The following is a 24,606-nucleotide window of genomic DNA, read 5'->3' on the forward strand; positions in this document are numbered from 1 at the left end:
CCCGCACCACGCCGGCCCCCGCCACGCCCGCCGCCCCCAGCCCAGAGAGCCACCGTGACCGACGACGCGCAGCACGCACCGACGCCCAGCCCCGCGCTGGTCGCCCTGGCCCGCGAGTTCGGCGTCGCCACCGAGTACTGGAACTGGCAGGGCGAGCACGTGCTCGTGCCCGCGACGACGATCGTGGCGGTGCTCGCCGCACTCGGGGTCGACGCGTCGTCCGACGACGCCGTGCAGGTGGCGCTGGAGCAGGCCGAGCAGCGTCCGTGGCGGCGCACGCTCCCACCCGTGGTGGTCACCCGTGCCGGCACGGCCCCCTGGGTGCCCGTGCACCTGCCGCACGGCGGCTCGGTGCAGGCGTGGGCCGAGCTCGAGCGCGGCGGGCGCCGCGAGCTGACCCAGCAGGACCACTGGGTGGAGCCGCGGGTGGTCGACGGCGCGCAGGTGGGCGAGGCGACCTTCGCCGTGCCCGCCGACCTGCCCCTCGGCTGGCACCGGCTCGTGGCCAGGGTCGAGGCGTCCGGCGAGGCCACCACCGCAAGCTGTCCGCTCGTCGTGACGCCGCAGCGCCTGGAGCTGCCCGCGTCGCTGACCGGTGAGCGCCGCGGCTGGGGCTTCATGACCCAGCTGTACTCCGTCCGCTCCAGCCGGTCGTGGGGCCTCGGGGACCTCGACGACCTGGCCGAGCTCGCGGTGTGGAGCGCCAGCGACCTCGGCGCCGACTTCGTGCTCGTCAACCCGCTGCACGCGGCCGAGCCCGTCGGCGTGATGGAGCCGTCGCCGTACCTGCCGACCACCCGGCGCTTCGTCAACCCGATCTACATCCGGGTCGAGGCGGTGCCCGAGGTCGCCTACATGCCCGCGGCCCAGCGCCAGCTGCTGGAGTGGCAGGCCGAGTCGGCCCAGGCCGCGAACGCCGTCGACGCGCTCGACCGCGACGCGTGCTGGACGGCCAAGCGCTCGGCCCTGCAGACGGTGTTCGAGCTGCCGCGCAGCGCCGCACGCGAGCGCGAGTTCGAGTCGTTCTGCGTCGAGCAGGGGCAGGGTCTGGTCGACTTCGCCACCTGGTGCGCCCTGGCCGAGGAGCACGGCTTGCCGTGGGGACAGTGGCCGGTCGAGCTGCACGACCCCACCTCGCGCGAGGTCGCCGCCGAGCGCGAGCGGCTGGCGGCCACCGTCGAGTTCTACCGCTGGCTGCAGTGGGTGGCCGACGAGCAGCTGTCGGCAGCGCACCGCCGGGCGCGTGAGGCGGGCATGTCGCTCGGTGTCGTGCACGACCTCGCGGTCGGTGTGCACCCCGAGGGCGCGGACGCCTGGGGCCTCGGCGCGGCGCTCGCCCGGGGGGTGTCGGTGGGTGCGCCGCCCGACGCGTTCAACCAGCAGGGTCAGGACTGGAGCCAGCCTCCGTGGCGACCCGACATGCTCGCCGAGCTCGGCTACGCGCCCTACCGCGACATGCTGCGCACGGTGCTGCGGCACGCAGGAGGCGTGCGCGTCGACCACGTGCTGGGCCTGTTTCGGCTGTGGTGGGTGCCCGACGGCTGCCCGCCCACCGAGGGCACCTACGTGCGGTACGACCACGAGGCGCTCGTGGGCATCCTGGCGCTCGAGGCGCACCGCGCGGGGGCCGTCGTCGTCGGTGAGGACCTCGGCGTCGTCGAGCCGTGGGTGCGCACCTACCTGCGCGAGCGGGGTGTGTTCGGCACGTCGATCCTGTGGTTCGAGAAGGACGACGAGGGGCGGCCGCTGCCGCCCGAGGCCTGGCGCGAGCTGTGCCTGGCGACGGTCACGACGCACGACCTGCCGCCCACCGCGGGGTACCTGGCCGGCGTCCACGTCGACCTGCGCGAGAAGCTCGGGCTGCTCACCCGGCCGGTCGAGGAAGAGCGCGAGATCGACGAGGCCGAGCGCGCGTCGGTGCTGTCGATGCTCGTCGAGCGTGGGCTGATGAGCGAGGGTGCGTCCGAGCGCGAGACCGTCGAGGCGCTGCACCGGTTCCTCACCTGGACGCCGGCCCGCCTCATCGGGGTCTCACTGGCCGATGCTGTGGGCGACCGCCGCACGATCAACCAGCCGGGCACCGACGAGGAGTACCCCAACTGGCGGGTACCGCTGGCTGACGGCTCCGGCACGCCCGTGCTGCTCGACGACCTGCCGCGTGCGCGGCGCGCCCGGGCGCTCGCCCGCGCCGTCCGCCCCCGCTGACCCCACCCCCTCCGGCGTGATCATGCACGCCAGCGCAGGCGGTGGCCGCTGCTGACCCACCACGCGGCGTCCGCGCGGGCGAGGCGGGCGTAGTCGCGCTCGACCAGCCGTGCGAAGGCGGGGTCGGTACGGGCCATCTCCTCCAGGTCGGCGGCGTGGCCCGTCATCTGCGCCGCGACCGCGGCGGCGAGGGTGAGGCGCTGACGCGCCGACGGGCCGTAGCCGTCGAGCAGGGCGGCGAGGTTGCGCTGGTGGCGGCCCTCGACCTCCTCGGTGTCGTCGATGCCGTACTCGGCGTGCCACCACGTGCCGCTCATCAGCGGCACCCAGCGCCACGCCGCCCACGCGAGGTCCTCGATCGGGTCGCCGGGCCGCGCGAAGTCCCAGTCGAGCACGACGAGGGAGCCGTCGTCTCGGCGCACGGTGTTGTAGGGCGACACGTCGTGGTGCACGACCACCTGGCCATCGCCCAGAGAACCCCCGGGCGCCCGGCGCCACGGTTTCGCGGTGTCGAGGCGCAGGCCCGCCTGCGCGCGCTGGAACTCGCGGACCCACCGGCCGACGGCCCAGCAGGCCTCCTCGGTGCGGAACCACCGCGGCAGCGGGTCGGACGGCGACAGCGTGCCGACCTCGCCCGGCACGAACCGCAGGACCTCCCTGGCGGCGTCGTCCACGCCGAGCACCCGCGGCGAGCCGTCGAACCCGGCCTCGGCCAGGTGGTTCAGCAGGTCGTGGACGGCCGGCGTCCAGGGGCCGACCGGCCGCCGGACGGTGTCACCGACCCGGACGACGACGGTGGTGTTCCCTCCGCTGAGCGGTTCCTCGACGGCCACCGCAGCACCCTCCCACGCCGCCGTGATCATGCACGCCAGCACCCTGGGCTGCGCTGGCGTGCATGATCACGGGCGGGGAGAGGGGGGCGGGGAGAGGGGGCGGGGAGAGGGGGCGGGGAGAGGGGGCGGGGACGACGCAGGCCGCCCCGGACCAGGGGTCCGGAGCGGCCTGAGGGCCGTGCTGGTGGCTCGGCTGCGTCGCGGCAGCGCGGGCCGTCAGGCCTGGTGGTCGGTGGCCTGGGCCCGCAGGGCGCGAGCCACCCCGTCGCGGTTCTCGGCGACCAGACGGCGCAGCGCCGGCATCGCGTCGGGGTGCGCCTCGAGCCACTCGTCCGTCGCCGTCACGAGGGCCTCGTCGGCGAGCAGCGTGGGGTAGAGGCCGACCACGATCTGCTGGGCGATCTCGTTCGTGCGCGTCGCCCAGACGTTCTCGATCGCGGCGAAGTACCGCGGCACGAACGGGCGCAGCAGCTCCACGTCGTGCACCCGGCCGAAGCCGAGGATCACCGAGTCCTGCACGGCGTTCGGCAGCTCGTCGGACTCGACGACGCTCGCCCACGCGGCGTCCTTGGCCTGCACCGTGGGGATCGCCGCCCGCGCGGCGGCGGCGGCGCGCTGGCCGTTGGCCGTGGAGTCGCGGTCGAGCTCGGCCTGGATGTCGTCCTCACCGGCTGCTCCGGCCGCCACCAGCGAGGTGAGCAGCGTCCACCGCATGTCGGTGTCGACGGCCAGCCCCTCGAGCGGCGCGCTGCCGTCGAGCAACCCGCGGACGACGGCCACGTGCTCCTCGCTGCGCGCGCCCTGGGCGAACGCCGTGACGAGCTGCAGCTGCTGGTCGCTGCCCGGCTCGGCCGCGCGGGCCAGGTCGAGCAGGCTCGTCGTGACGTGCGCGCCGACGTCGGTGCGCCGCTCAGGAGCGGTGTAGAGGCGCGACGTCGTGGTCAGCTGGGCGAGCAGCAGGCGCAGCACCGTGGAGTCGGACTCCGTGGCGATGGCCCGCAGGGCGAGCTCCACGAACTGCGCGGCCGGCGACTCGGCGTCGCGGGTCATGTCCCACGCCGCACCGAGCACCACCGAGCGCGGCATCGAGCTGGCGAACCCGTCCAGGTGCTCGACGGCCGTGGCGAGCGAGTGCTCGTCGAGGCGGATCTTCGTGTACGCCAGGTCGTCGTCGTTGACCAGCAGCAGGTCGGCGCGCGGCCGGCCGGCGAGCTCGGGCACCTCGACCCGCTCACCGACCAGGTCGAGCTCGATGCGGTCGGTGCGCTGCAGCCGGCCGTCGACCAGGTCGTAGCAGCCCACGGCGAGCCGGTGCGGGCGCAGCACGGCGTGCGCCGCCGGCGCGGTCTGCTCGATGGCGACGGTGGTGTAGCGACCCTGGTCGTCGACCTCGACGTGCGGCACGAGCGTGTTGACCCCGGCGCGCTGCAGCCACTGGGCGCTCCAGCCGCGCAGGTCGCGACCGCTGGTGACCTCCAGCTCGCGCAGCAGGTCGGCGAGCTCGGTGTTGCCCCACGCGTGCGCCTTGAAGTAGCGGCGCAGGCCCTGGACGAACTCCTCCTCACCCACGTAGGCGACGAGCTGCTTGAGCACCGAGGCGCCCTTGGCGTAGGTGATGCCGTCGAAGTTGACCTCGACGTCCTCGAGGTCGCGGATGTCGGCGACGATCGGGTGGGTCGTCGGCAGCTGGTCCTGCCGGTAGGCCCACGACTTCTCGGCGGCACCGAACGTCGTCCAGGCCCACGGCCAGCGGGTGTTCTCGGCCTGCGCGCTCGTGCTCGCCCACTCGGCGAACGACTCGTTGAGCCACAGGTCGTCCCACCAGCGCATGGTCACCAGGTCGCCGAACCACATGTGCGCCAGCTCGTGCAGGATCGTGAGCGCGCGCCGCTCGACCAGGGCCTCGGGCACCTTCGAGCGGAACACGTAGGCCTCGAGGAACGTCACGGCCCCGGCGTTCTCCATGGCGCCCGCGTTGAACTCGGGCACGAACAGCTGGTCGTACTTCTCGAACGGGTACGGCAGGTCGAAGACGCGCTCGAAGTACTCGAAGCCCTGCTTGGTGACCTCGACGACGTTGTCGGCGTCGAGGTGCTCGCGCAGCGAGTGGCGGCAGAACACACCGAGCGGGATCGTGCGGCCGTCCGAGCTGGTGAGCTCGGAGCGCTCGACGTGGTACGGCCCGGCCACGATGGCGGTGACGTACGACGCCAGGCGGGGCGTCGGGGCGAAGCGCCACACGGCCTTGCCCTCGGCCAGCTCCTCCGGCTCGGGCGTCGGCGAGTTGCTGACGACGGTCCAGTGGTTCGGCGCCGTCACGGTGAAGGTGAACTCGGCCTTCAGGTCGGGCTGCTCGAACACCGCGAAGACGCGCCGCGAGTCGGCCACCTCGAACTGGCTGTAGAGGTAGACCTCCTTGTCGACCGGGTCGACGAAGCGGTGCAGGCCCTCGCCCGTGTTCATGTAGAGGCAGTCGGCGACGATGCGCAGGGTGTTCTCGGCGGCGAGGTCGTCGAGCTGCACGCGCACGCCGTCGGCGACCTCGGCCGGGTCGAGGGTGCGGCCGTTGAGCTCGACCTCGTGCACGGTGCGCGCGACCAGGTCGATGAAGGTGCTGGCGCCTGGGGTCGACGACGAGAACGTCGCCACCGTGGTCGACCGGAACACCTCCGGGCCGGTCGTCAGGTCCAGCGTGATGTCGTACGACGACACCGACAGGTGGGACGCCCGCTGGACGGCTTCGTCGCGGGTGAGGTTCATGCCAGGCACGCGCATCTCCGGGGTTCTCGTGGGGTTCCGGGGGTTTCGGTCATCGTCGCACGGCCCCGGACGACGCCCCGGGCCGGGGAATGACTGCGCACACGCACGCATTGACCCTGGTGGTGTGCACCGTGTGTCTACCGGCCGGTGCACCGACCCGTCCACCGAGTTCTGGAGCAGCCACCGTGAGCGACACCACCACGAACACCGAGCAGCAGACCGGCACCGTCGACTTCTGGTTCGACCCGGTGTGCCCCTGGGCCTGGATGACGTCGCGGTGGATCGGCGAGGTCGAGAAGGTGCGCGACATCGAGACCAACTGGCACGTCATGAGCCTGTCGGTGCTCAACGAGGGCCGCGACCTGCCGGACGACTACCGCGACCTCATGGACCGCGCCTGGGGTCCGGTGCGCGTGATCATCGCCGCGCACCAGCGCTTCGGCGACGACGACCCCGCGCTGGTGAAGAAGCTCTACGACGCCATGGGCACCCGCATCCACCCGGGCGGCGAGAAGGACTACGACGTGGTCATCGCCGACGCGCTGGACGAGCTGGGCCTGCCGTCCGACCTCGCCAAGGCCGCGTACTCCACCGAGCACGACGACGCCTTGCGCGCGAGCCACGCCGAGGGCATCTCCCTGGTCGGCGAGGACGTCGGCACACCGGTCGTGGCCGTCAACGGCGTCGCGTTCTTCGGCCCCGTCGTCACCCCGGCACCCAAGGGCGAGGCCGCCGGCCGGCTCTGGGACGGTGCGGTGCTCGTCGCGGGCACGCCCGGCTTCTACGAGCTCAAGCGCACCCGCACCCAGGGCCCCGTCTTCGACTGACCACTCGGCCACCGCGGCCCAGGCGTTGGTGACAGACTTGCCGCCATGCGCGTCCACATCGGCGGCGACCACGCCGCGTACGACCTCAAGGTGCACCTGGTCAGCCACCTGCAGTCGCAGGGCTTCGACGTGATCGACCACGGTCCTGACCACCTCGACCCCGACGACGACTACCCGGTCGCGGTGCTGCGGGCCGCGACGGGCGTGCGCAGCGACGAGGGCAGCCTCGGCGTCGTGCTCGGCGGCTCGGGCAACGGCGAGCAGATCGCCGCCAACAAGGTGCTCGGCATCCGCGCCGCCCTGGCGTGGAGCGTCGAGACCGCCCAGCTGGCCCGCGAGCACAACGACGCGCAGGTCGTGTCGATCGGTGCGCGCATGCACTCCCTCGAGGACGCCACGGCCATCGTGGACGCGTTCCTCGCCACGAAGTTCTCCAAGGACGCCCGGCACCGTCGGCGCCTCGAGATGGTCTCGCGCTACGAGGACCACGAGGAGCTGCCCCCCATCCCCGGTGCCGAGGGCTAGCTAGAAGCCGTACGTCGTCGCGGGCTCGACGTCGGACCGCATCGCCCGCGACAGCGTGCGGGCCGCACCGGGTGCGGACTCGGTGACGAGGCCCGCGGCAGCCAGGGTCGAGGCGGTCGTGCCGCCCGCGAGCATCGCCCCGAGCTCGCGGACGTCGAGCGCCAGGTGCGGCTCGTCGTCCGTGCGCACGCACTCGGCGGCGCCCGCGCCGTCGGCGTGCAGCCGCCAGCGGCCGTCGTTCCACGGGCACATCGGGTCGACGACCTGCAGGACGACGTCGACGGGTTCGGCGTAGCCGCGCGCGGTCAGGGCACGGTCGACGTCGACCACCCGCAGCCAGAGCTCGTCGGTGCGCACCGGCTTGGCGGCGCGGGCGTCCACGAGCCAGCTGAGCAGCGGGTCGTCGGTGGCGATCCGGCCGGCCTTGGCGCGGCCGGTGAGGTCGAACTGCGTCACGGCGCGCCAGAGGCGGTGCTCGGTGGCGCGGTCGACGGCGGCCAGCTCGCGCACCTCGACCGTGCCGTCGGGCGCGAAGTCCTCCCAGCGCATGCTGCGCCGCAGCAGCGCGTAGCCGGTGGGCACGCCGTCGCGCTCGGCCACCAGCAGGCGCAGCGGCTCGTTGCGCTGGAGCTCGAGCGGGGTGTCGCGCAGGTCGGCGAGCGTGAGGGCGCGAGTGCGCCCCACCATGCCGGGTCGCCGGCGGCAGGCCTGGTGGTACAGCTCGTGCACCAGGTCGCCGTGCCGCTCGGGGTCCGCGGTCTCGAACCGCACGCGCAGCCCCTCGGCCGCCGCGGCCTGCGCACCGGTGAGCGGCCGGAGCGCGACGTCGCGCCCGAGCGAGAGCTGGTAGCCCACGGTCGCCAGTCCGTAGCCGAACCGCCCGTAGATCGCCGACTCTGAGGCGTGCAGCCCGCTGACCGGCTCGCGGCCCTCGTCGTGCAGGCGGTGCAGGTGGTCGCGGATCATGGTGGTGAGCACGCCCCGCCGGCGGTAGCCGGGGTGCACCGCCACCCAGCTGAGCCCGGCCATGGGCACGGTGCGGGTGCCGCAGCCGCCGTCGGGCAGCTCGACCGACAGCGAGAACGTCGTGCTGGTGCCCGCGAGCTCCTCGCTCACCCGGACGCCGAACGTGCGGTCCCACTCGATGAAGTCCAGCCGGTAGTCGGGGTCGATCGGGAAGACGAAGGCCGCCTGGTCGTTCCACAGCAGCGCGGCCTCGTCCTGCGGACCGAGCGGGACGACGTCGCCGGCGCTCGGGCGCGCGGCAGCGGGGCGTGAGGTGTCGACCATGGCCACAGCCTGGCCACCGGCCTATGGTCGGGGCAACGGGTTTGCTGAGCCGAGGAGCCACCGGGAGGCGCCGATGCGGCTGCTGCAGGTCGCCCAGGCGGTGCACGACCTCGACCGCGCCGTCGCCTTCTACCGCGACGTCCTGGGCCTGCGCCACGTCGCGACCTTCGACCCGCCCGGGCTGGCGTTCTTCGACCTCGACGGCGTCCGGCTGCTGCTCGAACGCGGCGCGACGTCGAGCCTGCTCTACCTCGCGGTCGACGACCTGGACGAGCGAGTGGAGCACCTGCGGGCCCTCGGCGTCCTCGTCGAGACCGAGCCGCACCTGGTGTACGCCCACGAGGACGACTCCCTCGGGCCGGCCGGTGCGCAGGAGCGGATGGCGTTCGTCCGCGACAGCGAGGGCAACCTGGTGGGCCTGGTCGAGCAGCGCCGTTGAGCGCCCGACCGCGGCGCGCCGGGTCATGAGTCGGTCAAGTGGGCGGCGCGCGGCGGTGGAGTCAGTAGGGTTCCCGGTGTGGCGGCTTCGCTGAGTGCGAGGGGCACAGCGCGTCGGCGCGTGTCCGTGCTGCGACGTGTCCGGTCCGTCGTCCGTCGCCGCATCCTGCCGAGCAGCAGCTTCCACCTGCTCAGCCTCACGGTGTTCACCGTCGCCATCACCCTCGCCACCTTGTCGGCGCGTGAGTGGGTGCCCGTGGCGTCGTTCTCGCTGGTGCTCGTGGCCGGCGGGTTCCTGCTGAACCTGCGAGCGCTGCTGCTGCTCTACGTGCTCGTGCTCGCCGGCCTGACGTACGTGCAGTCGCAGGATCCCAGCGTCAACAAGGGCCTGGTGGTGGTGCTCAGCTCGATGGCGGTGCTGATGTGGTTCGTGGCCCGCAGCCGCGCGCGCCTCGGTCTGCAGGGCACGCTGGGCGACGCGATGCTCGTCGACCTGCGCGACCGCTTGCGCATGCAGGGTGAGGTGCCGGTGCTGCCGGCCGGGTGGCAGGTCGAGACGGTGTTGCGCTCGGCGTACGGCGACTCGTTCTCGGGTGACTTCCTGGTCGCCAACCGCTCGACCGACGGGCGACGGCTGGAGGTGGCTCTGGTCGACGTCTCGGGCAAGGGCGCCGCCGCTGGCACGCGCGCGCTCATGCTCTCGGGCGCGTTCGGTGGCCTGCTGGGCGCCATGGCCCCCCACGACTTCCTGCACGCCGCCAACCAGTACCTGCTGCGCCAGCGGTGGGACGAGGGTTTCGCCACGGCCGTGCACCTCGACCTCGACTTCACCACCGGCCGGTACCGGATCGCGGGCGCGGGCCACCCACCGGCCGCTCACTTCCAGGCGGGCTCGGGCCGCTGGACGCTCACCAGCGGCGGTGACGGGCCGCTGCTCGGTGTCATGGACGGCGTGAACTACCCGGGCGTGGTCGGCACGCTGGCCCGTGGGGACGCCCTGCTGCTCTACACCGACGGCGTGGTCGAGACGCCGGGGCGCGACCTCGACGTCGGCATCGACCGGATGCTGGGCCAGGCCGAGCGGCTGGTGAAGGACGGCTTTCGTGGTGGCGCGCGGCGCATCGTCGAGGGCGCGCGCGCCGGTGAGACGGACGACCGAGCGCTCGTGCTCATCTGGCGCGCCTGAGCGCCGACACCCTCTGGGCGGTCAGCCGAAGCTGCGCCCCTCACCCCGGTAGGTGGGCGCCTCGTCGACGACGCGGTCGCCCTCGATCAGGTGCAGCCGGTCGAACCGCTCACACAGCTCGCCCGCCTTGGCGTGCCGGAACCACACGCGGTCACCGATCGCCAGCTCGCGCGCCGCGTCGCCGCGCACCGGCGTCTGCACCTCACCGGCGCCCTCGGTGCGCAGCAGCTGCAGCCCGGACGGCGCCACCGGCCGCGGCTCGCGCGAGTGCCCCACCGGGCCGGACGCGACGTAACCGCCGGAGAAGCAGGTGGCGACGTCGGGCGCGGGACGGCGCACCACCGGCAGGGCGAACCACGCCGCCGGACGCGACGTGAAGGCCCGGTAACCGTCGAACAGGGTGGGGCAGTAGAGCCCTGATCCGGCCGCGAGCTCGGTGACGCAGGGGTCGGTCGCCGTGGCTTCGAGGCTGCCCGTGCCACCGCCGTTGACCAGCTCGAGCGGGTGGCCGCAGGCGTGCTCGACCGCCCGCACCACCGCCGTCCGCCGTTGGGCGAGGTCGCCGAGCGAGCGTCGCTTCACCAGGCGCACCGCCGGGCCGGAGTCGGGCAGGCCGGCCACCTGCGCCTCGTAGAACATCACGCCCACCAGCCGCAGCTCGCGGTGGGTGCGCACGCGCTCGGCGAGGCGCGCGGCGTCGTCCGGCGTGTGCAGGGGCGAGCGCCGGACGCCGAGGTGCACCGGGCCGAGCCGCAGGGAGGAGTCGACGTCGAGGCACACCCGTACCGGCGCGCTCGCGTGATGGGCGTGCGCGCGCCAGGCGGATGCGGCCAGGCGCAGGTGGGCCTCGTCGTCCACCATGATCGCGATCGCGGCGAGCAGCGCGGGGTCTGCGGTGAGCTCGGCGAGTGCTCCGCGGTCGACGGTGGGGTAGGCGACGAGCACGTCGCGGCAGGAGCCGCTGCGCACCAGCCAGATCGCCTCGGCCAGCGAGTAGGCCAGCACGCCATGGAAGCCGGTGTGCGCGAGCGCCTCCGCGATCACCCGCCGGCTGCGCACCGACTTGCTGGCCAGCCGGATCGGGCGGCCGCCCGCTCGCCGGGTGAGCTCGTCGAGGTTGGCCCGCAGGTTCGTGAGGTCGACGACCGCCAGCGGCGGGTCGAGGTGGGCGGTGGCGGCGTCGAGGCGGCGGCCCAGCGCGTCGTCGGCGTGCGTCATGCCGCCACCTGCTCGACCGAGCGCACGGCGGCGAATGCCGGCGCCAGGGCGACCACCGCGAGCGCGAACACGAGGGGTGCCAGGTAGCCCAGGCGCAGGTCGCCGACCGCGCCGAGGCCGCCCACGAGCACGCCGCCCACGACGAACCCGAGGTAGTTCGAGAGGTTCAGCCGCGCGATCGTGACGTCGCGCACGACCGGCGCGAGGCGGTCGGTGGTGGCGAAGGCCAGCGGTGCGATGACGGCCAGGCCGAGTCCGGTGACCCCGAAGCCCGCGATCGCGACGGCGGGCGCGGGGGCGAGCACGACGAGCGCCAGGCCCAGGCCGCCGACGACGCCGGCCGCGCGGACGACGGGCACCGACCCCACGCGGCGCACCGCCAGGTCCGCCAGCGCCCGCGACACTAGCGAGGTCGCCTGGTAGGCGGCGAACCCGATGGCCGCGGTGGCCAGCGACGCGTGCAGCACCTCGTGCAGGTAGAGCGAGCTCCAGCTCGAGATGCCGGAGTCGACGACGTAGAAGCAGACGACGGCGCCGCCCACCAGGGCGACGGCGCGCCACGGGACGACTGCGGTGGCGCCGTCCGGTGGTGCGAGGGCGTCGGGGGTGCGCCCCGCTGGCTCTGGGTCGGCGGCGGCCGGCAGGGCGGCACGGGCCACCGCGATGGCGAGCACGACGCCGGCCACCACCAGCACCGACGGCGTGAGGCCGACGTGCCACCGCCCGTCGGCCGACGTCCACAGCGCCCCGACGATGCCGCCGAGGCTCCAGACGGCGTGGAACTGCGCGAGCACGCTGCGGCCGAAGGCGCTCTGGACGTCGACGGCCTGCATGTTCATCGTCGCGTCGACCGCGCCGACGGCCAGGCCCCACAGCAGGAAGGCCGCGAAGAAGCCGGGCTTGACCGGCGCGAGCACGGTGAGCGCGGCAGCGAGCGCGAGGCACCCGACGGCTCCGGTGAGCGGGCTGCGGCTGCCTCGGCGCACACCGACACCCCGAACACCAGCGCCGTCACCGCGGCGTCGCTGACGTCCCACCGGTGCGTGTACGCCGGCAGGTGCGTGAGCAGCGTCGCGAACGTCAACCCCTGCGCGAAGAAGCCAGCCGCCACGAGGGCGCGGCGTCGCACGAGGCGGGAGTCACCGGTCACCGGAGCATCATGCCGTCGCGGGGGTGACGCGTGCGCGATCATGGGCCGATGAGCGACACGCCGACCTGGACGAACTGGGCGCGCACCGAGACCGCCCACCCGCAGGCCGTCGTGTCACCGCGCGACGTCGACGAGGTGGCTCGCGTGGTGTGGGCGGCCGAGCGAGCGGGACGACGCCTCAAGGCCGTGGGCTCCGGGCACTCGTTCACCGGGGCGGCAGTGACCGACGGCGTGATGGTGCGGCTCGACCGGTTGCGACGGCTCGACGTCGGCGACGGCGGCCTGGTCACCGTGGGCGCGGGCTGGACGCTGCACGAGCTCAACCTCGCGCTGCACCAGCGGGGACTGGCCCTGACCAACCTCGGCGACATCGACGTCCAGACCATCGCGGGCGCCATTGGCACCGGCACGCACGGCACGGGCGCTCGCTTCGGTGGCATCGCCGACCAGGTGCGCGCGCTCCAGCTCGTGCTCGCCGACGGATCGGTGGTCGAGTGCAGCGCCGACGCCGATCCGGCCCTGTTCCAGGCCGCCCGCGTTGGCCTCGGTGCCTTCGGCGTGGTCACGGCGGTGACCCTGCAGTGCGAGCCGGTGTTCGGGCTGCGGGCCGAGGAGTCGCCCATGGCCCTCGACGACGTCCTGGACGGGCTCGACGACCTCGTCGCCGACACCGACCACTTCGAGTTCTACTGGTTCCCGCACACCCATCGCACGCTCACCAAGCGCAACCACCGGCTGGCGGCCGGGACGCCGCTCGAGCCGCTCAGCCCACGCCGGGCCTACGTCGACGACGAGCTGCTGTCGAACCGCCTCTTCGAGGTGGTGAACCGCACCGCGACGCTCGCCCCCCGACTCACCCGCCCCCTGAACGCCCTCAGCGCCCGCGCGCTGAGCGCGCGGCGCTACAGCGACGTGGCCTACCGCGTGTTCGCGTCCACGCGGCGGGTGCGGTTCCGCGAGAGCGAGTGGGCGCTGCCGCGCGCGGTGCTGCCCGACGTCCTGCGCGAGATCGACGCCTGGCTGGAGGCCAGCGGCGAGCTCGTGCCCTTCCCCGTCGAGGTGCGCTTCGGTGCGGCGGACGAGCCGTGGCTGTCGACGGCGCACGGGCGCGACACCGCGTGGGTCGCCGTCCACCAGTACCACCGGCTCGACCACCGACGGTACTTCGACGCCGTGCAGCAGATCGCGTCGTCCGTCGACGGCCGACCGCACTGGGGCAAGCTGCACACGCTGGACGCCGGCCGGCTGCGCACGCTCTACCCGCGCTACGACGACGCCATGGCGGTGCGGGCGCGGGTCGACCCAGCGAAGGTGTTCGCGAACCCCTACCTCGAGAGGGTCTTCGCCACCTGAACGCGGGGGAGGTCGGCGAGCTGGGCGCGGCGGGCAGCCGACAGCCGCAGCGTGATGTCGGCGCACTCCTCGCAGACCGAGCGGGGGATCACGCCGAGGCGCATGAGCAGCGAGAAGGCGATGCAGCCGACGCACACGCCGAACGCCGCCTCGAGCAGCGGGAAGGCCACCATCACCCCGGTGATGACCCAGGTCACCGTCGGCCAGCCGGCGAAGAACGCGGCCGTAGCGCCGAGGGTCAGCACGGCGCCGATGGCGGCGGCGAACCGCTTGGGCGGCCCGGGGGTCGGGCGCGGCGCGGCGGGGATCCGCGGACGCAGCACGACGGCGGCCAGCCGGGCGAGCGGGCTGAGCACCGGCCCGAACGCGGCCCGCACCGTGAAGTCCGCGGCGAGCAGGGCGAGCACCCAGGCCTGACCCGTCACCAGGGCGAGCACGCTCAGCACGAGCACCTCCCCGGCGATGAGCCGGACGGTGACGTCGTCGACGGTGCGGGGGAAGACGGTGCGGGCAAAGCGGTAGGCGCTCACGGGCTCTCCTGGTGGGGCGGGTGCTTCCAGGGAACCTCGCGTGCGGCGCCGCGGCGACGGCGTCTTGGATCGTGGACGCCTCAGGGCGTGACGGTGGCCGGCTGGCGGTACCGGTGCAGGAAGGGCCGCGCGTCGTCCTGGGGCGGGCCGAGGTAGACCACGACGCGGCAGCCCGGGTCGCCCACAGCGATGCGCTCCTCGAGCACCACCGCGGCCTCGCCGTCGCTGTTGCGGGCGGCGATGCCGCCGAACACCGAGCTGGTCATGCGGCACAGCGCGGGGGCCCGGCGCACGGCGTCGCCGAACGGGCAGCGGGTGTTGGCCAGCACGATGCGCTCGTCGGTGACCTCCACCACGGAGAAGTCGCCGTCGATCGCGTGCTTGAGCCGCACCAGGCAGTCGGCGACCTGGTCGGGCGAGAGCCGGCCGACGACCTCCTGGGCCAGGCGGTACTCGGCCTCCATCTGGCCGCCCACCGCGATGCCGACCTGCGCGACGACCTCCTCGCCGACGTCCGGGCCGGCCGTGTGCTCGACGGCCTGGGACAGCTGGACGACGAGGGCGCGCAGGAAGCTCTCGCGGCCGAAGCCGCCTTCAGGGCGCGCCTCGTCGAGCGTCGGCAGGACGTCGATCGGCGGCGGGGCGGGGTCGATGCTGCGCGAGGCCCGGCGCTGCACGGGCAGCACCGTGTGCACCTCGGTGCCACCGCCGCGGCGGGCGGCGACGGCGAGCTCTCCGGCAAGGTGGCTGACCAGCCACAGGCCGCGCCCGCCCTCTGACCACAGCGCCTCCTTGTCGTCGAGGCGGGGAGCGCCCGCCGCCGCTGACTCCGGGAGGGTGAAGCCGGCGCCGAGGTCGCGCACCACGAGGTGCGGGCGGTCGTCGGCCCAGGTCAGCTGGACCCACGTCGGGCCGGCCGCATGCTCGAAGGCGTTGGCCAGCAGCTCCTGGACGACCAGCTCGGCGTCCGAGACGTCGGTGCCGGCAGCGGCGTGCCGCAGCAGGTGGTCACGGATGCGGTGGCGCAGCGCCGTGACGTCGGCCGGGTTGTCTCCGGCGAGGTACCAGTCCACGCAAGGCCTCCGTATCGCGCTCGGGTGCACCGTAGCGCGCTCGACCCTTGTGTGCCGTCCAGAAACGGTCCGCGCCGTTCGGTGGCTTTCCGTGTCCTTTGCCTGGACGGTCAGGTCCGTTGCCTGGACGGTCAGGCGACCTCGAGGTCGACGGTGACGACGTCGCCGACCTCGACCTGCTCGGCTCGGCGGACGGCGTCCTTCAGCGGCACGACGTAGCCGCCGTCCTTGGGCCACAGTGCCGTCGTCCACCGGGTGCGGCCGAGGCGCGCGGTCACGGGCACCATGCCCCAGCCGTAGCTCACGAGCGGCGCCACGGCGGCGAGCTGGTCGCTCTCGGCCTCGGGCACGCTGACGAAGTGGTACGGCGCCGGGCCGCGCCAGTGCCACACCTCACCGGTGAACGTCAGCTGCACGTGGGCAGCGTAAGGGCCGGCGCCGACAGCGGGTGAGACGCCGAACGCCCCGCCCGGACCACGGGTCCGGGCGGGGCGCCTGCGTCGAGCGGCTCAGTGGCCGCGGCTCAGTGGTTGCGACTCGGTGGTTGCGGCTCAGTGGCGGCGGATCACTTGATGGAGTACCCGCGGGCGTTCCAGAAGCTCGTCGGGTTCGGGTTGTCGAGCGTGTAGTCGTTCACGCTCTTGGCTGCCAGCGTGTGGTAGCCCAGGCGCATCTCGACGTGGGTGTGGGCGGCCGAGCTCGAGGAGACCCCGCGCCAGGACTCGTCGGCGATGATCTGGCCCTTGCTGATCGACTGGCCTACCGCCAGGGCCGACCGCGGTGCGCTGTGCAGGTAGATGATCGTCTTGTCGTACTTGGAGTTGTAGATGGCGATCGTCGACAGGCCGCCGCTGCCGGTGTAGCCGCGGCTGATGTTGATGACCTTGCCGCCGATCAGGGCGTGGACGTCGGAGCCGACGCCGCGGGCGATGTCGATGCCCTCGTGCCGGCCCGGGGTGTTGACGTAGCCGTCGAAGCCGCAGGTGATCCGGCCGCCCGTCGTCCGGTACAGGCCGTACGACATGGCGGTGAGCGAGGCGAACGGGCCGAACTTGTGCGAGGCGTTGTTGTTCTTCAGCGTGGAGTTCAGGTTGCGCTTCGCGCCGGCCGGGATCTCCTGGTACGCGCCGCCGTAGCCGGTGTTGAAGAAGACCCGCACCGCGACGCTGCTGCGGTTCCACACCGAGGCGGCGTCGTTCTTGATGCACAGGCCCTTGCCGCTGCCCGAGCCCTTGAAGTCGTAGCAGTCCGGCTGGCTCGTGCCGTAGTCGCTGACCGAGCCGGTGAAGTCCGAGACCGAGCCGGCCTGGTCGCTGTTGTAGTAGTAGCAGAACTCACCGCTGTTGCAGACGCCGTCGCGCCCTGCGGCGGACGCCGAGCTGGCGCCCGCGAGCGTGGACGCCGCCAGCGCGCCCAGCATCGCGCCCGCGGTCATCACCGTGCGGAACCTCATGAGCTGTCCTCTCGTGGAGTGGGGCCGTGCGAGCCGCGGTGCGACCCGATGGCGCCACTGTGGAGTGGACCGGCCGGTGTCCGACATGGGGAGCAGTCCCCATCGGGGCGTCAGAACGCCCGCGGCAAGCCGCTGACCTGCGACGACGCGGGCGTTGTCAGATCCGGCAGCGGTGCCTGACACCCCTGGTGAGGGTGTCGGCGCGCCGGTGTCACCCCAGCACGCGGTCGAGGTCGTCGAGCGCGTCGTTCCAGCTGCGGGCGAGCACCGTGGGCACGTCGCCCGCCAAGGCGGTGGCGACCGCGCGGCGCAGCGCGCGCCGCGTGCTCTGCGACAGCGGCAGCCAGGGGAAGGCGGAGCCGATGACCTTGCCCATCGCCTGCCCCGAGGTGCGGGCGAGCTCCAGCGCGTCGGCGGCGTAGCGCTCCACGTACGGCGCCACGAGGTCGGCCTGCCCCCAGCCCCAGAACCCCGACGCGACGGCCTGGAGCTCGTGGCTGCCGAGCGTCCCGCCCACCAGCAGGTCCCAGGACTCGCGCTTGGCCGCCGCAGTCGGCACGGCGGCACGCGCCGCGAGCGCCGCGTGGTGGCCGGACACCGACCGGTCACGTGCCTGCTCGGGGGCGATGAAGGCGCCCTCGCCCAGGCTCGCCAGCCGCTGGACGGCCGCCCAGCGCACCTCCTGGTCGAGGTCGGCCCGGTCGAGCCAGCGGCGAAGGAGCTCGCGGTCGGCCGTCGTCGTCGCCAGCACCCGGGACGCCGCCGGGGCCAGGGCGGCGTCGCCGCTGTCGAGCGCGGCCCCTGCGACGTCGGCGATCTGCTCGAGCAGGGCGGCGACGTCCTGCGGCTCGGCGTAGCGCCGCACGGTGCGCAGGACGAGGCTGAGCACCGCCTCGAAGACGACGGGGTGGTGCTCCGGGCGCAGGTGCTGGTCGAGCAGGCCGACCAGCTCGTCGAGGGTGAGCGCCTTGGACTGGGCGAGGTCGATCGCGGTCCACCACAGCAGGGCGCGGGTCAGCGGCGACTCGACCGACGACAGGCCGGCCATGACCGCGGCCCACGACTGGTCGTCCAGGCGCAGGGCGGCGAACGTCTCGTCACCGGCGTTGGGCACCACGACGAGCCCGGCGAGGTCGTCGAGGCGGAGGGGCTGGTCGGCGAGGTCGACCACGCGGGTCGAGACCAGCCGCATCCCGTCGTCGTAGGCGGCGACGCTGAAGCGGTGCGGGCGTGATCCCTCGCGGGTGATCACCGGCACGCTGCCGTCGCGGGTCACCACCAGGGTGTCGAACCCCGTCGAGCGCAGCCACGCGTCGGCCCAGCCGCGCACGTCCCGGTCGGTCGACGACGCGAGGGCGTCGAGGAACTGCGCGAGCGTCGCGTTGCCGAACGCGTGGGCGGACAGGTGCTTGTTGACGCCGGCGAGGAAGTCCTCACCCAGCCAGATGCCGAGCTGGCGCAGCACGGCGTTGCCCTTGGCGTAGGTGATCATGTCGAAGTTCGCGAAGGCGGTGTCGACGTCCACGAGCTGCTCGGGGTCCTCGGCGATGCGGTGCGTGGAGCGGCGGCGGTCGGCGAGGTAGCCCGTGGGCTTGCGGGTGAGCGCCGCGCCGGTCCACGAGTCGGTGTAGCCCGCCGCGACGCCGGCCACGTCGAAGCCCAGGAAGTCGGCGAACGACTCGTTGAGCCAGGTGTCCTCCCACCACCGCATGGTCACGAGGTCGCCGAACCACATGTGGGCCATCTCGTGGGCGATCACCGACGCCGTGGCCTCCCAGTCCAGCGCGCTGGGGGTGCCCTGGTGCAGGTACTCGTCGCGGAAGGCAACCGCGCCGGGGAACTCCATGGCGCCCCAGTTCAGGCCGGGGGTGAAGACCTGCTGGTAGTCGCCGAACGCGTACGGCGCGTCGAACACGGTCGTGTAGTGCTGGAAGCACGCGCTCGTGATGCGCCGGAGCTCGTCGGCGTCGCGCCGCAGCTCACGCTCCTGGGAGGCCCGGGCGTGCCAGCCGAACGGCAGGGTGCCGCCCGGGGCAGGCGGGTAGGGCTCGTCCCAGGTCACCGAGACCCACGGGCCGCCGGCGACGAAGAAGATGTACGACGAGATGCGCGGCGTCGGCTCGAACGACCAGCGGACGGCGTCGCCGACGGGCTCCGAGCCGGCGTGCACGCCGTTGGCGAGGACGGTCCAGTGGGCCGGGGCGGTCACCGACACCGCGAAGGTGCTCTTGAGGTCGGGCTGGTCGAAGCACGGGATGACCTTCTGGGCGATGTCCATCGCGGTGAAACCGCAGACGTAGCGCTCGCCGTCGGCCGGGTCGACCGTCACGGTCATGCCGTCGCCGTCGCTCACGTAGGGCAGCCGGGCCGTGACCCGCACCTCGTTGTTCTCCGCCAGGTCCGACAGCGTGATCCGCCGCCCGTCGTACGGCGCGGGGCGGCCGTCGAGGGTGACGTCGCGGGCGCCGCTCAGCTCGAGGAACGAGGTGGCGCCCGGTCGCGTGCAACCGAACCGGATCGTCGCCTCGACGGCGAAGTCCTCGGTGGACGTCAGGTCCAGGTGGACCTCGGTCTCGATGTCGGTGATGAGCGCTGCGCGCTCGCGGGCCTCGGTGAGAGTCAGGGACTTCGTCGTCAGGGACACCGCCCTGACGTTAGCGGTGCCTGCGCGCCGGGACTGCTCAGGAGTGGAGCGGATGACGGGAATCGAACCCGCGTAGCCAGTTTGGAAGACTGGGTAAGCCGTTCCCGATCTTGCGACATCGCAGCACGGACCCGTTGACCGGCGGCACTTCTGGCTTCGGGCCCTCTCCCGTAAGCGTCCACCGCTGACCACTCATAGCCACTCGTTGTGGCTCTGCCGTGGCTCTCCTGGAATCACTGGTTGACCGTGGACAACCGGCCGACCTCAGCCAGCAGAGGGCCGCGTTCGTCAACCCCTTGCGCGATATCGCGCAATGGCGCACGATGGCCGCTGATATCGCGGCAGGCCAGCGCACGGCATGGGCGCCACCTCCTGCGGTGTGACAGAACCGATCAGCGGGTCGGTTCTCGGGATCACACCGATGGAGCCTGCACACGTGTCACCGCCTCACGCATCCCTGCAACGGGGCCGCCGCGAGCTGCTCTCCATAGAGCAGGCCGCCGCCTACCTCGGCCGCAACCCTCGGTTCGTCCGCCGTCTCATCGCGTCGACCCCCGACCACCGGCCCGAGGTGGCCTTCTACATGGTGGGCCGGTTCCCACGTATCGACCGCGCCGACCTCGACCGCTGGCTCGACGACCGCAAGGTCCAGCCGTGACGAGAGCCGTCGTGACCCACGTCCGCATGGTGGCGTTCGCGCCCGGCATCCCCGACGCCTTTGAGCCCCCGCCAGCGACCCCCGACGCCGAGCTGTTCGCCGTCACGCCGCTCGTGCCGGTGTTCGACGTCGGCCTCGGCCCGCTCCTATGCGCCTGGCCCTGGTGCTTGTGCGCGTGCCGCCTGGCCGGCGCACCCTACCCAGCGAACATGCGCGGTGCCGCCCAGCCGGTCCGGCTGGTACGCCAAGAGGCGCACCACCCAACCGCCCAAGCCGCTCCCGACGTCGCGCCGCACGGCAGGCCCTCGCCCTCCCGTGGCCCTCCGGGCCGCTCCCTGGCCGCTCCGGCCTCAGTCAGCCGCCCCGCTGGGGGCGATGGGCGCGCCCTACCGGGGCCGCCCCACCGGCCCGTACGGGCCATCTGTTCATGCACATGATCTTGAGGAGAGCACGTGATGGAAACCTTCGCGCGCGGCCGGTGGCGGGCCGGCTCGTGCGTCGTCTGCGGACTCGGCACCGACACCGTGGTCGGCTTCAACGGCACCGCCGAGTGGCAGGTGGCCGCGCTACTCATGCTCGGTGTCCCGGCCGACCGGGTCGACGCCACCGCCCGGTCCGCAATGTGGCCTGACCTCGCGCCAAGCATGGTGCCGGTCGGCCTCCTGACGGCAGTGGTCCGCGTCTGCGGGCAGTGCTTTGCTCGGACGCCTCTGGCGCGTCGGGGCGTCGTGCCGGTCGTCTACACGGTCGACGCTGAGGTGCCGACCTTCATCTCGCCCTCCGAAGAGCGGACCCGTCGTGGGTGATCGACTGTCGCGCTACCTGATCGCCGCGCAGGTCAGGTCTGAGTTCCCTGCCCTCACCGTCGTGCACCTTCGGATGGCGGTGGCGGAGGGGCACGTTGTCCGTCACACCATTGACCGGCGCCCGCTGTACGAGCGCGCCTCGGTCGAGGCATACCTCGCTCGGCTCGACCAATTAGTGCAGCGTCCTACCGGGTTGCATCCGCACCAGATGCTGACTCAGAGCGAGGTCGCGGCCGTCCTCGATGTCGACCCGCTGCTTGTGCCGGGCCTGCTGATCCGGTCCGAGCTACAAGCTGTTGGCGCACGTCGTCGCCGCTACTGGCGCGCCGACCGGGTGCTCGAGTTCTGGGCCAGCGCACCGTGAGCGAGCGCCAGCGCAAGGCCGCCGCCGAGTTCTGCCGGGCGCACTTTGGCGGCCGCTACCCGAGGTGGGTCGATCACACGGGCATCTCCCGGCCTCTGAACGAGCACCCCTGTTACGAGAAGTGCCGGGGCGCCGTTCGAGCGGGCCGGGTGTGCCGACGCTGGACGCGCGACGTCGCGCGCTTCGTCTACGAGGTCACCGACCTAGTCGGCTTCCCGCCGACCGGCTGGGAGGAGTTGGCCCCGGTCCGCTCAGGCCAGCCCATTCACGCGAGCAACGTCCGCTGGGTCATGCCGACCGCGCGCCGCAAGCTGCTCGCCATGCAGCACCGTCTGGGCGAGCGCTACGAGGAGGTTGAGCGCCAGGCGGAGCGCGAGGGCCTTCCCCTGTTGCCGGAAGGTCGACCGCTCCCGAGCCATCGGCAGGTGGTCTTCGGGCCGTGCGTGTGCGACTGGTCGATGCGCGACGGTTGCCCATGCGCTCAGGGCGCATCGCTCCTCGACTACTGGTCTGACCCGGTGGACGAGGAATGACGGCTCCAGTCTGGCCTGGCGGAGTCGAGTTCGCAGGCGGCCTGCGCCTCGCGGTTTGCCCCTGGTCGGCTGCTACGTACAGCGCTCATTTCGCGCCGTTCCATTACCTCGACGGGCCGCTGTCTCGCGGGGCGCGAGCGTGGCTGGTCTACCTACCTATGCCCATGGCACCGGTGGCCTTCGACGCGACCATCCCGTTCAAGGGCGCGTGCGGCCGCGGTAAGTGGCAAGAGAGCCGCCTGGTTGTGCTGCCGCACTTCCGGGGCCGCGGCATCGGCATCGCGCTGTCTGAGTGGGTCGGCGAGTACCACCGCTCTCGTGGTGAGCGCATGTACTCGACCACTCGCAACTGGCAGCTGGGTCAAGTCCGTGATCGGTCGCCACGCTGGCGGCCCACGCGGTGGAACGGAGCCGCGCGAGCAGTCGAGCACAGCCACTCCGTGCCAGGCCACTCTGGCGTGATCAGGTACTGCCACGAGTACGTCGGTCTCACCACCGCCGAGCAACCGCCCTAGGGGCCGTGGCCCGGGTCGGCCGAGTTGCCCCGTTCCGTGCCAACCTACCGCTAGCCTGCGGTCCTGTCCGGCCTCCGACTGGAGGCCTCCGGGAGGCAGGGCGCGTGGACGACATGACGGTGCAACACATGCGCGCGGGTCATGCGCAGTTGCGCCTCAGCGTGCCGCTGACGTGGAAGAACCACACCAACCTCCGCGGTGAGGCGCCATTGAGCAATAACCTCGGACTGCGGCTGGTGATCGGCCTTCAGGTAAAGCACTCCAAGCCCTGGGCGCCGAGCGTCTACATTCTCGACCGGGTGAACGGCCACATGGCATGGCGGCTCGACGTGAACGAGAGCCACCGCAACCGCAAGACCGACGGTCGCCAATGGGACGGTCAGACCCACGTGAACTACTGGAAGGACCCGCACGGTGACAGCCATGCTGTGGACCCGTGGTTCTCACTCCCCAACGTGCCCGCTGTCGGTGCAGCCCCATACCGTGAGGTGTTCGAGGCCTTCTGCAAGGGCTCCGGCGTGATCTTCGGCGACGGCTACGAGTGGATCGACCCGCCAGCGCCCGAGGTGGAGCCGGCGCAGGAGTCGACGGAGGGAGAGGTGCCGTGAGCGACTGCAGCGATCTTGCCCCCGCCCTTGAGCAGCTGCGGGCAGACTTCATGTGTCGGCCGGTCCCCGGCACGGACCGCCTGCTGGTCAGCACCGGCCGCTACCTAGCTGACGGCAGCGGCGTCGATCTGCTCGTGCGGTTCACCAACGACGGCCAGGTCATCGTCAGCGACGGCGGTCTTGTCTCCGCTCGCGTCGAGTTGGCGGAGCTGAACCTGGACAGCGGCAGCGTGAGCGACTTCTGGCGCTCCATCGTGGAGGACTTCGGCGTGAGCGAGATCTCCGGCCGGATCTTCGCTCGCGGCCCGGTGGACCGTGCCGCCTCGTTGATCGGCCAGGTCGCTGACGCCGCCGTTGCTCTCGACATGGTGCGCCACATTGCGCCCCCCGCAAAGAGCGAGCCCTTCCAGGAGCAGGTCCGGCGCTGGCTCATCGAGGACGCCCAGGTCGAGGTAACCGATCAGAGGACCGTCCACACCATCACTGGAGCCGAGGAGCCGGTCACGGCCGTCGTTCGTGCACCCGGTCGCGATGTCGCCATCATGTCCGCAGTCGGCCGCACAACTTCGGACCGCCGACGCGGTACCGAGCATGCGTTCTACGTGTTCAGCCAGTTGCCTCCTAGCGTCTGGCAGCCCCAAGCACGCCTCACAATTCTGGGTGGTCAGGCCGCGCGCTGGAAGCCCGAGCAGATAGCTGCTCTTCGAGGCGTGTCGTACGTCGGCTCTATCGAGCAGCCAGTTCGCCTGGCGACGCTACTCAAGAGTGCCGAGTGGCCAGCGGATCACAACCTCATGACCCTAGGCTCGCCGCTCCCGCCCTTCGAGTCGGCCGGGCGGAGCGACGGCGGTCAGCCCGTCGACGACCCCTGGGCTCGTGACGGGTTCAACGACGATCCGCCCTTCTAGTAGAGCCGCTCGGGCTGGTTGGTGACTCTGCGGAAGACTGCTCCGGGATGCTCCTAGGGCGCTCCGGCCGCTACGGGCGCTCCGGCTGGGGGCCGTAGGCTGCCACGGCCCAAGACTGCTCCGGAGGCTTCTACGAACAGCCACGCCCGGGCTCGCAAGACGGGAGTTTCGCTAGCGCGGGACGCGGGCGGCTGCTGCCGATAGAACCAGCGGGAGGGCGTACTCGAAGGGCCGCACGGGCACACGAGTCGTTCCCCGCCAGCCAGTTCGGTCCACGGCGGCGATGCGGAGCCAACCGCTCAGCCGACGGCGATGCGGAGCCAACCGCTCAGCCAACGCAATCCGTGGAGTCGAGCGAAGCACACGGCTCGCGCGGGGAGGGCACCTCTCTCAACCGGCTGGGCACCACACGCACGCGCGGGGGAGCGCAGCCACACCGCGGTATGGACTCCATGGACAAGTGCCAGCTGACCACGGCCTCCGGCCGTCGGTGCACGCTCCCGGACCTCGGGCGCGGCCTCTGCCACGTGCACGACCCGGACGCGCTCTACCTGCGCCAGCACCCGGCCGCCCGCGAGCGCCACCTGGCACGCGCCGACGTGCAGGCCATCCTGGCCGGGCCCGCTGCTCACTGCCCGACGTGCGCCTGCGGCGCAGTCACCCAGCTGTCGGCGACGCCTGAAAACTGACCCTTGAGCGTCGGCTGAAAATGGACCCCCCTCGGCCACG

At 72.6% G+C, this 24,606-nt stretch carries 23 protein-coding genes and 1 tRNA gene; 13 read left to right on the forward strand and 11 right to left on the reverse strand.

Annotated features, from left to right (window positions below):
* Window positions 1-54: 54 nt before the first annotated feature.
* Window positions 55-2,205, forward strand: coding sequence for a 4-alpha-glucanotransferase (gene malQ, locus ASD06_RS10965; RefSeq protein WP_056677062.1), 2,151 nt, complete (start codon window positions 55-57; stop codon window positions 2,203-2,205).
* A 20-nt stretch (window positions 2,206-2,225) separates the two neighbouring features.
* Here the strand turns inward: malQ and ASD06_RS10970 are convergent, their stop codons facing one another.
* Together ASD06_RS10970 and pepN (ASD06_RS10975) are read right to left on the reverse strand one after the other, a co-directional pair.
* Window positions 2,226-3,068 (reverse strand): phosphotransferase, encoded by an 843-nt coding sequence (locus ASD06_RS10970; RefSeq protein WP_157371656.1) that lies wholly within the window; start codon window positions 3,066-3,068, stop codon window positions 2,226-2,228.
* A 186-nt stretch (window positions 3,069-3,254) separates the two neighbouring features.
* Window positions 3,255-5,807, reverse strand: a complete 2,553-nt coding sequence (pepN, locus tag ASD06_RS10975; RefSeq protein ID WP_056677203.1) for an aminopeptidase N — start codon at window positions 5,805-5,807, stop codon at window positions 3,255-3,257.
* 257 nt (window positions 5,808-6,064) lie between these two features.
* On the opposite strand from pepN (ASD06_RS10975), the gene ASD06_RS10980 reads away from it, so the two are divergent.
* Window positions 6,065-6,625 carry a disulfide bond formation protein DsbA gene (locus tag ASD06_RS10980; RefSeq protein WP_369853727.1) on the forward strand — a complete coding sequence of 187 codons (561 nt, stop codon included), beginning with the start codon at window positions 6,065-6,067 and terminating at the stop codon, window positions 6,623-6,625.
* 45 nt (window positions 6,626-6,670) lie between these two features.
* On the forward strand, window positions 6,671-7,150 hold the full coding sequence (locus ASD06_RS10985; RefSeq protein WP_056677071.1) for a ribose-5-phosphate isomerase: 480 nt from the start codon (window positions 6,671-6,673) through the stop codon (window positions 7,148-7,150).
* Here ASD06_RS10985 and ASD06_RS10990 read toward each other — a convergent pair whose 3' ends face one another.
* The gene (locus tag ASD06_RS10990) at window positions 7,151-8,440 is read right to left on the reverse strand and encodes a GNAT family N-acetyltransferase (RefSeq protein ID WP_157371657.1); all 1,290 of its coding nucleotides are present in this window, start codon (window positions 8,438-8,440) and stop codon (window positions 7,151-7,153) included.
* 73 nt (window positions 8,441-8,513) lie between these two features.
* Here ASD06_RS10990 and ASD06_RS10995 point away from each other — a divergent pair, with 73 nt between their 5' ends.
* Both ASD06_RS10995 and ASD06_RS11000 read left to right on the forward strand, forming a co-directional pair.
* Window positions 8,514-8,879 (forward strand): VOC family protein, encoded by a 366-nt coding sequence (locus ASD06_RS10995; protein WP_056677076.1) that lies wholly within the window; start codon window positions 8,514-8,516, stop codon window positions 8,877-8,879.
* Window positions 8,880-8,999: 120 nt separating this feature from the next.
* On the forward strand, window positions 9,000-10,064 hold the full coding sequence (locus tag ASD06_RS11000; protein ID WP_200942066.1) for a PP2C family protein-serine/threonine phosphatase: 1,065 nt from the start codon (window positions 9,000-9,002) through the stop codon (window positions 10,062-10,064).
* Between the two features lie 21 nt (window positions 10,065-10,085).
* On the opposite strand, the gene ASD06_RS11005 is transcribed toward ASD06_RS11000, so the two are convergent.
* Together ASD06_RS11005 and ASD06_RS11010 are read right to left on the reverse strand one after the other, a co-directional pair.
* On the reverse strand, window positions 10,086-11,282 hold the full coding sequence (locus ASD06_RS11005) for an amino acid deaminase/aldolase (RefSeq protein WP_056677080.1): 1,197 nt from the start codon (window positions 11,280-11,282) through the stop codon (window positions 10,086-10,088).
* Window positions 11,279-12,268, reverse strand: coding sequence for an MFS transporter (locus ASD06_RS11010; RefSeq protein WP_056677083.1), 990 nt, complete (start codon window positions 12,266-12,268; stop codon window positions 11,279-11,281). Before ASD06_RS11010 ends, ASD06_RS11005 begins: the two co-directional genes overlap by 4 nt.
* A gap of 212 nt (window positions 12,269-12,480) precedes the next feature.
* On the opposite strand from ASD06_RS11010, the gene ASD06_RS11015 reads away from it, so the two are divergent.
* Window positions 12,481-13,785, forward strand: a complete 1,305-nt coding sequence (locus ASD06_RS11015; protein ID WP_056677085.1) for a D-arabinono-1,4-lactone oxidase — start codon at window positions 12,481-12,483, stop codon at window positions 13,783-13,785.
* Here the strand turns inward: ASD06_RS11015 and ASD06_RS11020 are convergent.
* The 6 genes from ASD06_RS11020 to ASD06_RS11045 all read right to left on the reverse strand — a co-directional run bounded on the left by ASD06_RS11020 (window position 13,758) and on the right by ASD06_RS11045 (window position 19,607).
* Window positions 13,758-14,315, reverse strand: a complete 558-nt coding sequence (locus tag ASD06_RS11020; protein ID WP_056677088.1) for a DUF4395 domain-containing protein — start codon at window positions 14,313-14,315, stop codon at window positions 13,758-13,760. The genes ASD06_RS11015 and ASD06_RS11020 overlap by 28 nt on opposite strands.
* Before the next feature lie 80 nt (window positions 14,316-14,395).
* Complete coding sequence (locus ASD06_RS11025) at window positions 14,396-15,388, reverse strand: ATP-binding protein (protein ID WP_056677089.1); 993 nt, start codon at window positions 15,386-15,388, stop codon at window positions 14,396-14,398.
* 131 nt (window positions 15,389-15,519) lie between these two features.
* Complete coding sequence (locus ASD06_RS11030; protein WP_056677091.1) at window positions 15,520-15,804, reverse strand: DUF1905 domain-containing protein; 285 nt, start codon at window positions 15,802-15,804, stop codon at window positions 15,520-15,522.
* A 149-nt stretch (window positions 15,805-15,953) separates the two neighbouring features.
* Entirely contained in the window at window positions 15,954-16,841 is an 888-nt protein-coding gene (locus ASD06_RS11035; protein ID WP_056677093.1) for a peptidase inhibitor family I36 protein, read from the reverse strand.
* Between the two features lie 211 nt (window positions 16,842-17,052).
* Window positions 17,053-19,485, reverse strand: coding sequence for an aminopeptidase N (gene pepN, locus ASD06_RS11040; RefSeq protein ID WP_056677095.1), 2,433 nt, complete (start codon window positions 19,483-19,485; stop codon window positions 17,053-17,055).
* Between the two features lie 44 nt (window positions 19,486-19,529).
* Window positions 19,530-19,607: transfer RNA gene (locus ASD06_RS11045), tRNA-Ser, on the reverse strand.
* 314 nt (window positions 19,608-19,921) lie between these two features.
* Between ASD06_RS11045 and ASD06_RS11050 the strand changes: the two genes are divergently transcribed.
* The 7 genes from ASD06_RS11050 (at window position 19,922) to ASD06_RS11085 (ending at window position 24,566) form a co-directional block, all read left to right on the forward strand.
* Window positions 19,922-20,143, forward strand: coding sequence for an excisionase family DNA-binding protein (locus ASD06_RS11050; RefSeq protein WP_056677097.1), 222 nt, complete (start codon window positions 19,922-19,924; stop codon window positions 20,141-20,143).
* Window positions 20,144-20,598: 455 nt separating this feature from the next.
* Window positions 20,599-20,949, forward strand: a complete 351-nt coding sequence (locus tag ASD06_RS11055) for a hypothetical protein (RefSeq protein WP_056677101.1) — start codon at window positions 20,599-20,601, stop codon at window positions 20,947-20,949.
* Window positions 20,942-21,313 (forward strand): hypothetical protein, encoded by a 372-nt coding sequence (locus tag ASD06_RS11060; protein ID WP_056677103.1) that lies wholly within the window; start codon window positions 20,942-20,944, stop codon window positions 21,311-21,313. The genes ASD06_RS11055 and ASD06_RS11060 overlap by 8 nt, the downstream gene beginning before the upstream one ends.
* Window positions 21,310-21,846 carry a hypothetical protein gene (locus ASD06_RS11065; RefSeq protein WP_056677105.1) on the forward strand — a complete coding sequence of 179 codons (537 nt, stop codon included), beginning with the start codon at window positions 21,310-21,312 and terminating at the stop codon, window positions 21,844-21,846. The genes ASD06_RS11060 and ASD06_RS11065 overlap by 4 nt, the downstream gene beginning before the upstream one ends.
* A 619-nt stretch (window positions 21,847-22,465) precedes the next feature.
* Window positions 22,466-22,969, forward strand: coding sequence for a hypothetical protein (locus ASD06_RS11075; RefSeq protein ID WP_056677109.1), 504 nt, complete (start codon window positions 22,466-22,468; stop codon window positions 22,967-22,969).
* Entirely contained in the window at window positions 22,966-23,877 is a 912-nt protein-coding gene (locus ASD06_RS11080) for a hypothetical protein (RefSeq protein WP_056677114.1), read from the forward strand. The genes ASD06_RS11075 and ASD06_RS11080 overlap by 4 nt, the downstream gene beginning before the upstream one ends.
* 443 nt (window positions 23,878-24,320) lie before the next feature.
* Window positions 24,321-24,566, forward strand: coding sequence for a hypothetical protein (locus ASD06_RS11085; protein ID WP_056677116.1), 246 nt, complete (start codon window positions 24,321-24,323; stop codon window positions 24,564-24,566).
* The last annotated feature ends 40 nt before the right edge of the window (window positions 24,567-24,606 follow it).

The sequence above is a fragment of the Angustibacter sp. Root456 genome, from assembly GCF_001426435.1.
Classification (GTDB): domain Bacteria; phylum Actinomycetota; class Actinomycetes; order Actinomycetales; family Angustibacteraceae; genus Angustibacter.

Excerpts from the sequence above, each read along its gene's own strand:
- ASD06_RS10970 (WP_157371656.1), bottom strand. The coding sequence starts at position 3,068 with ATGATCACGGCGGCGTGGGAGGGTGCTGCGGTGGCCGTCGAGGAACCG.
- ASD06_RS10980 (WP_369853727.1), top strand. The coding sequence starts at position 6,065 with ATGACGTCGCGGTGGATCGGCGAGGTCGAGAAGGTGCGCGACATCGAG.
- ASD06_RS10985 (WP_056677071.1), top strand. The coding sequence starts at position 6,671 with ATGCGCGTCCACATCGGCGGCGACCACGCCGCGTACGACCTCAAGGTG.
- ASD06_RS10990 (WP_157371657.1), bottom strand. The coding sequence starts at position 8,440 with ATGGTCGACACCTCACGCCCCGCTGCCGCGCGCCCGAGCGCCGGCGAC.
- ASD06_RS10995 (WP_056677076.1), top strand. The coding sequence starts at position 8,514 with ATGCGGCTGCTGCAGGTCGCCCAGGCGGTGCACGACCTCGACCGCGCC.
- ASD06_RS11005 (WP_056677080.1), bottom strand. The coding sequence starts at position 11,282 with ATGACGCACGCCGACGACGCGCTGGGCCGCCGCCTCGACGCCGCCACC.
- ASD06_RS11015 (WP_056677085.1), top strand. The coding sequence starts at position 12,481 with ATGAGCGACACGCCGACCTGGACGAACTGGGCGCGCACCGAGACCGCC.
- ASD06_RS11035 (WP_056677093.1), bottom strand. The coding sequence starts at position 16,841 with ATGAGGTTCCGCACGGTGATGACCGCGGGCGCGATGCTGGGCGCGCTG.
- ASD06_RS11055 (WP_056677101.1), top strand. The coding sequence starts at position 20,599 with ATGGAAACCTTCGCGCGCGGCCGGTGGCGGGCCGGCTCGTGCGTCGTC.
- ASD06_RS11085 (WP_056677116.1), top strand. The coding sequence starts at position 24,321 with ATGGACTCCATGGACAAGTGCCAGCTGACCACGGCCTCCGGCCGTCGG.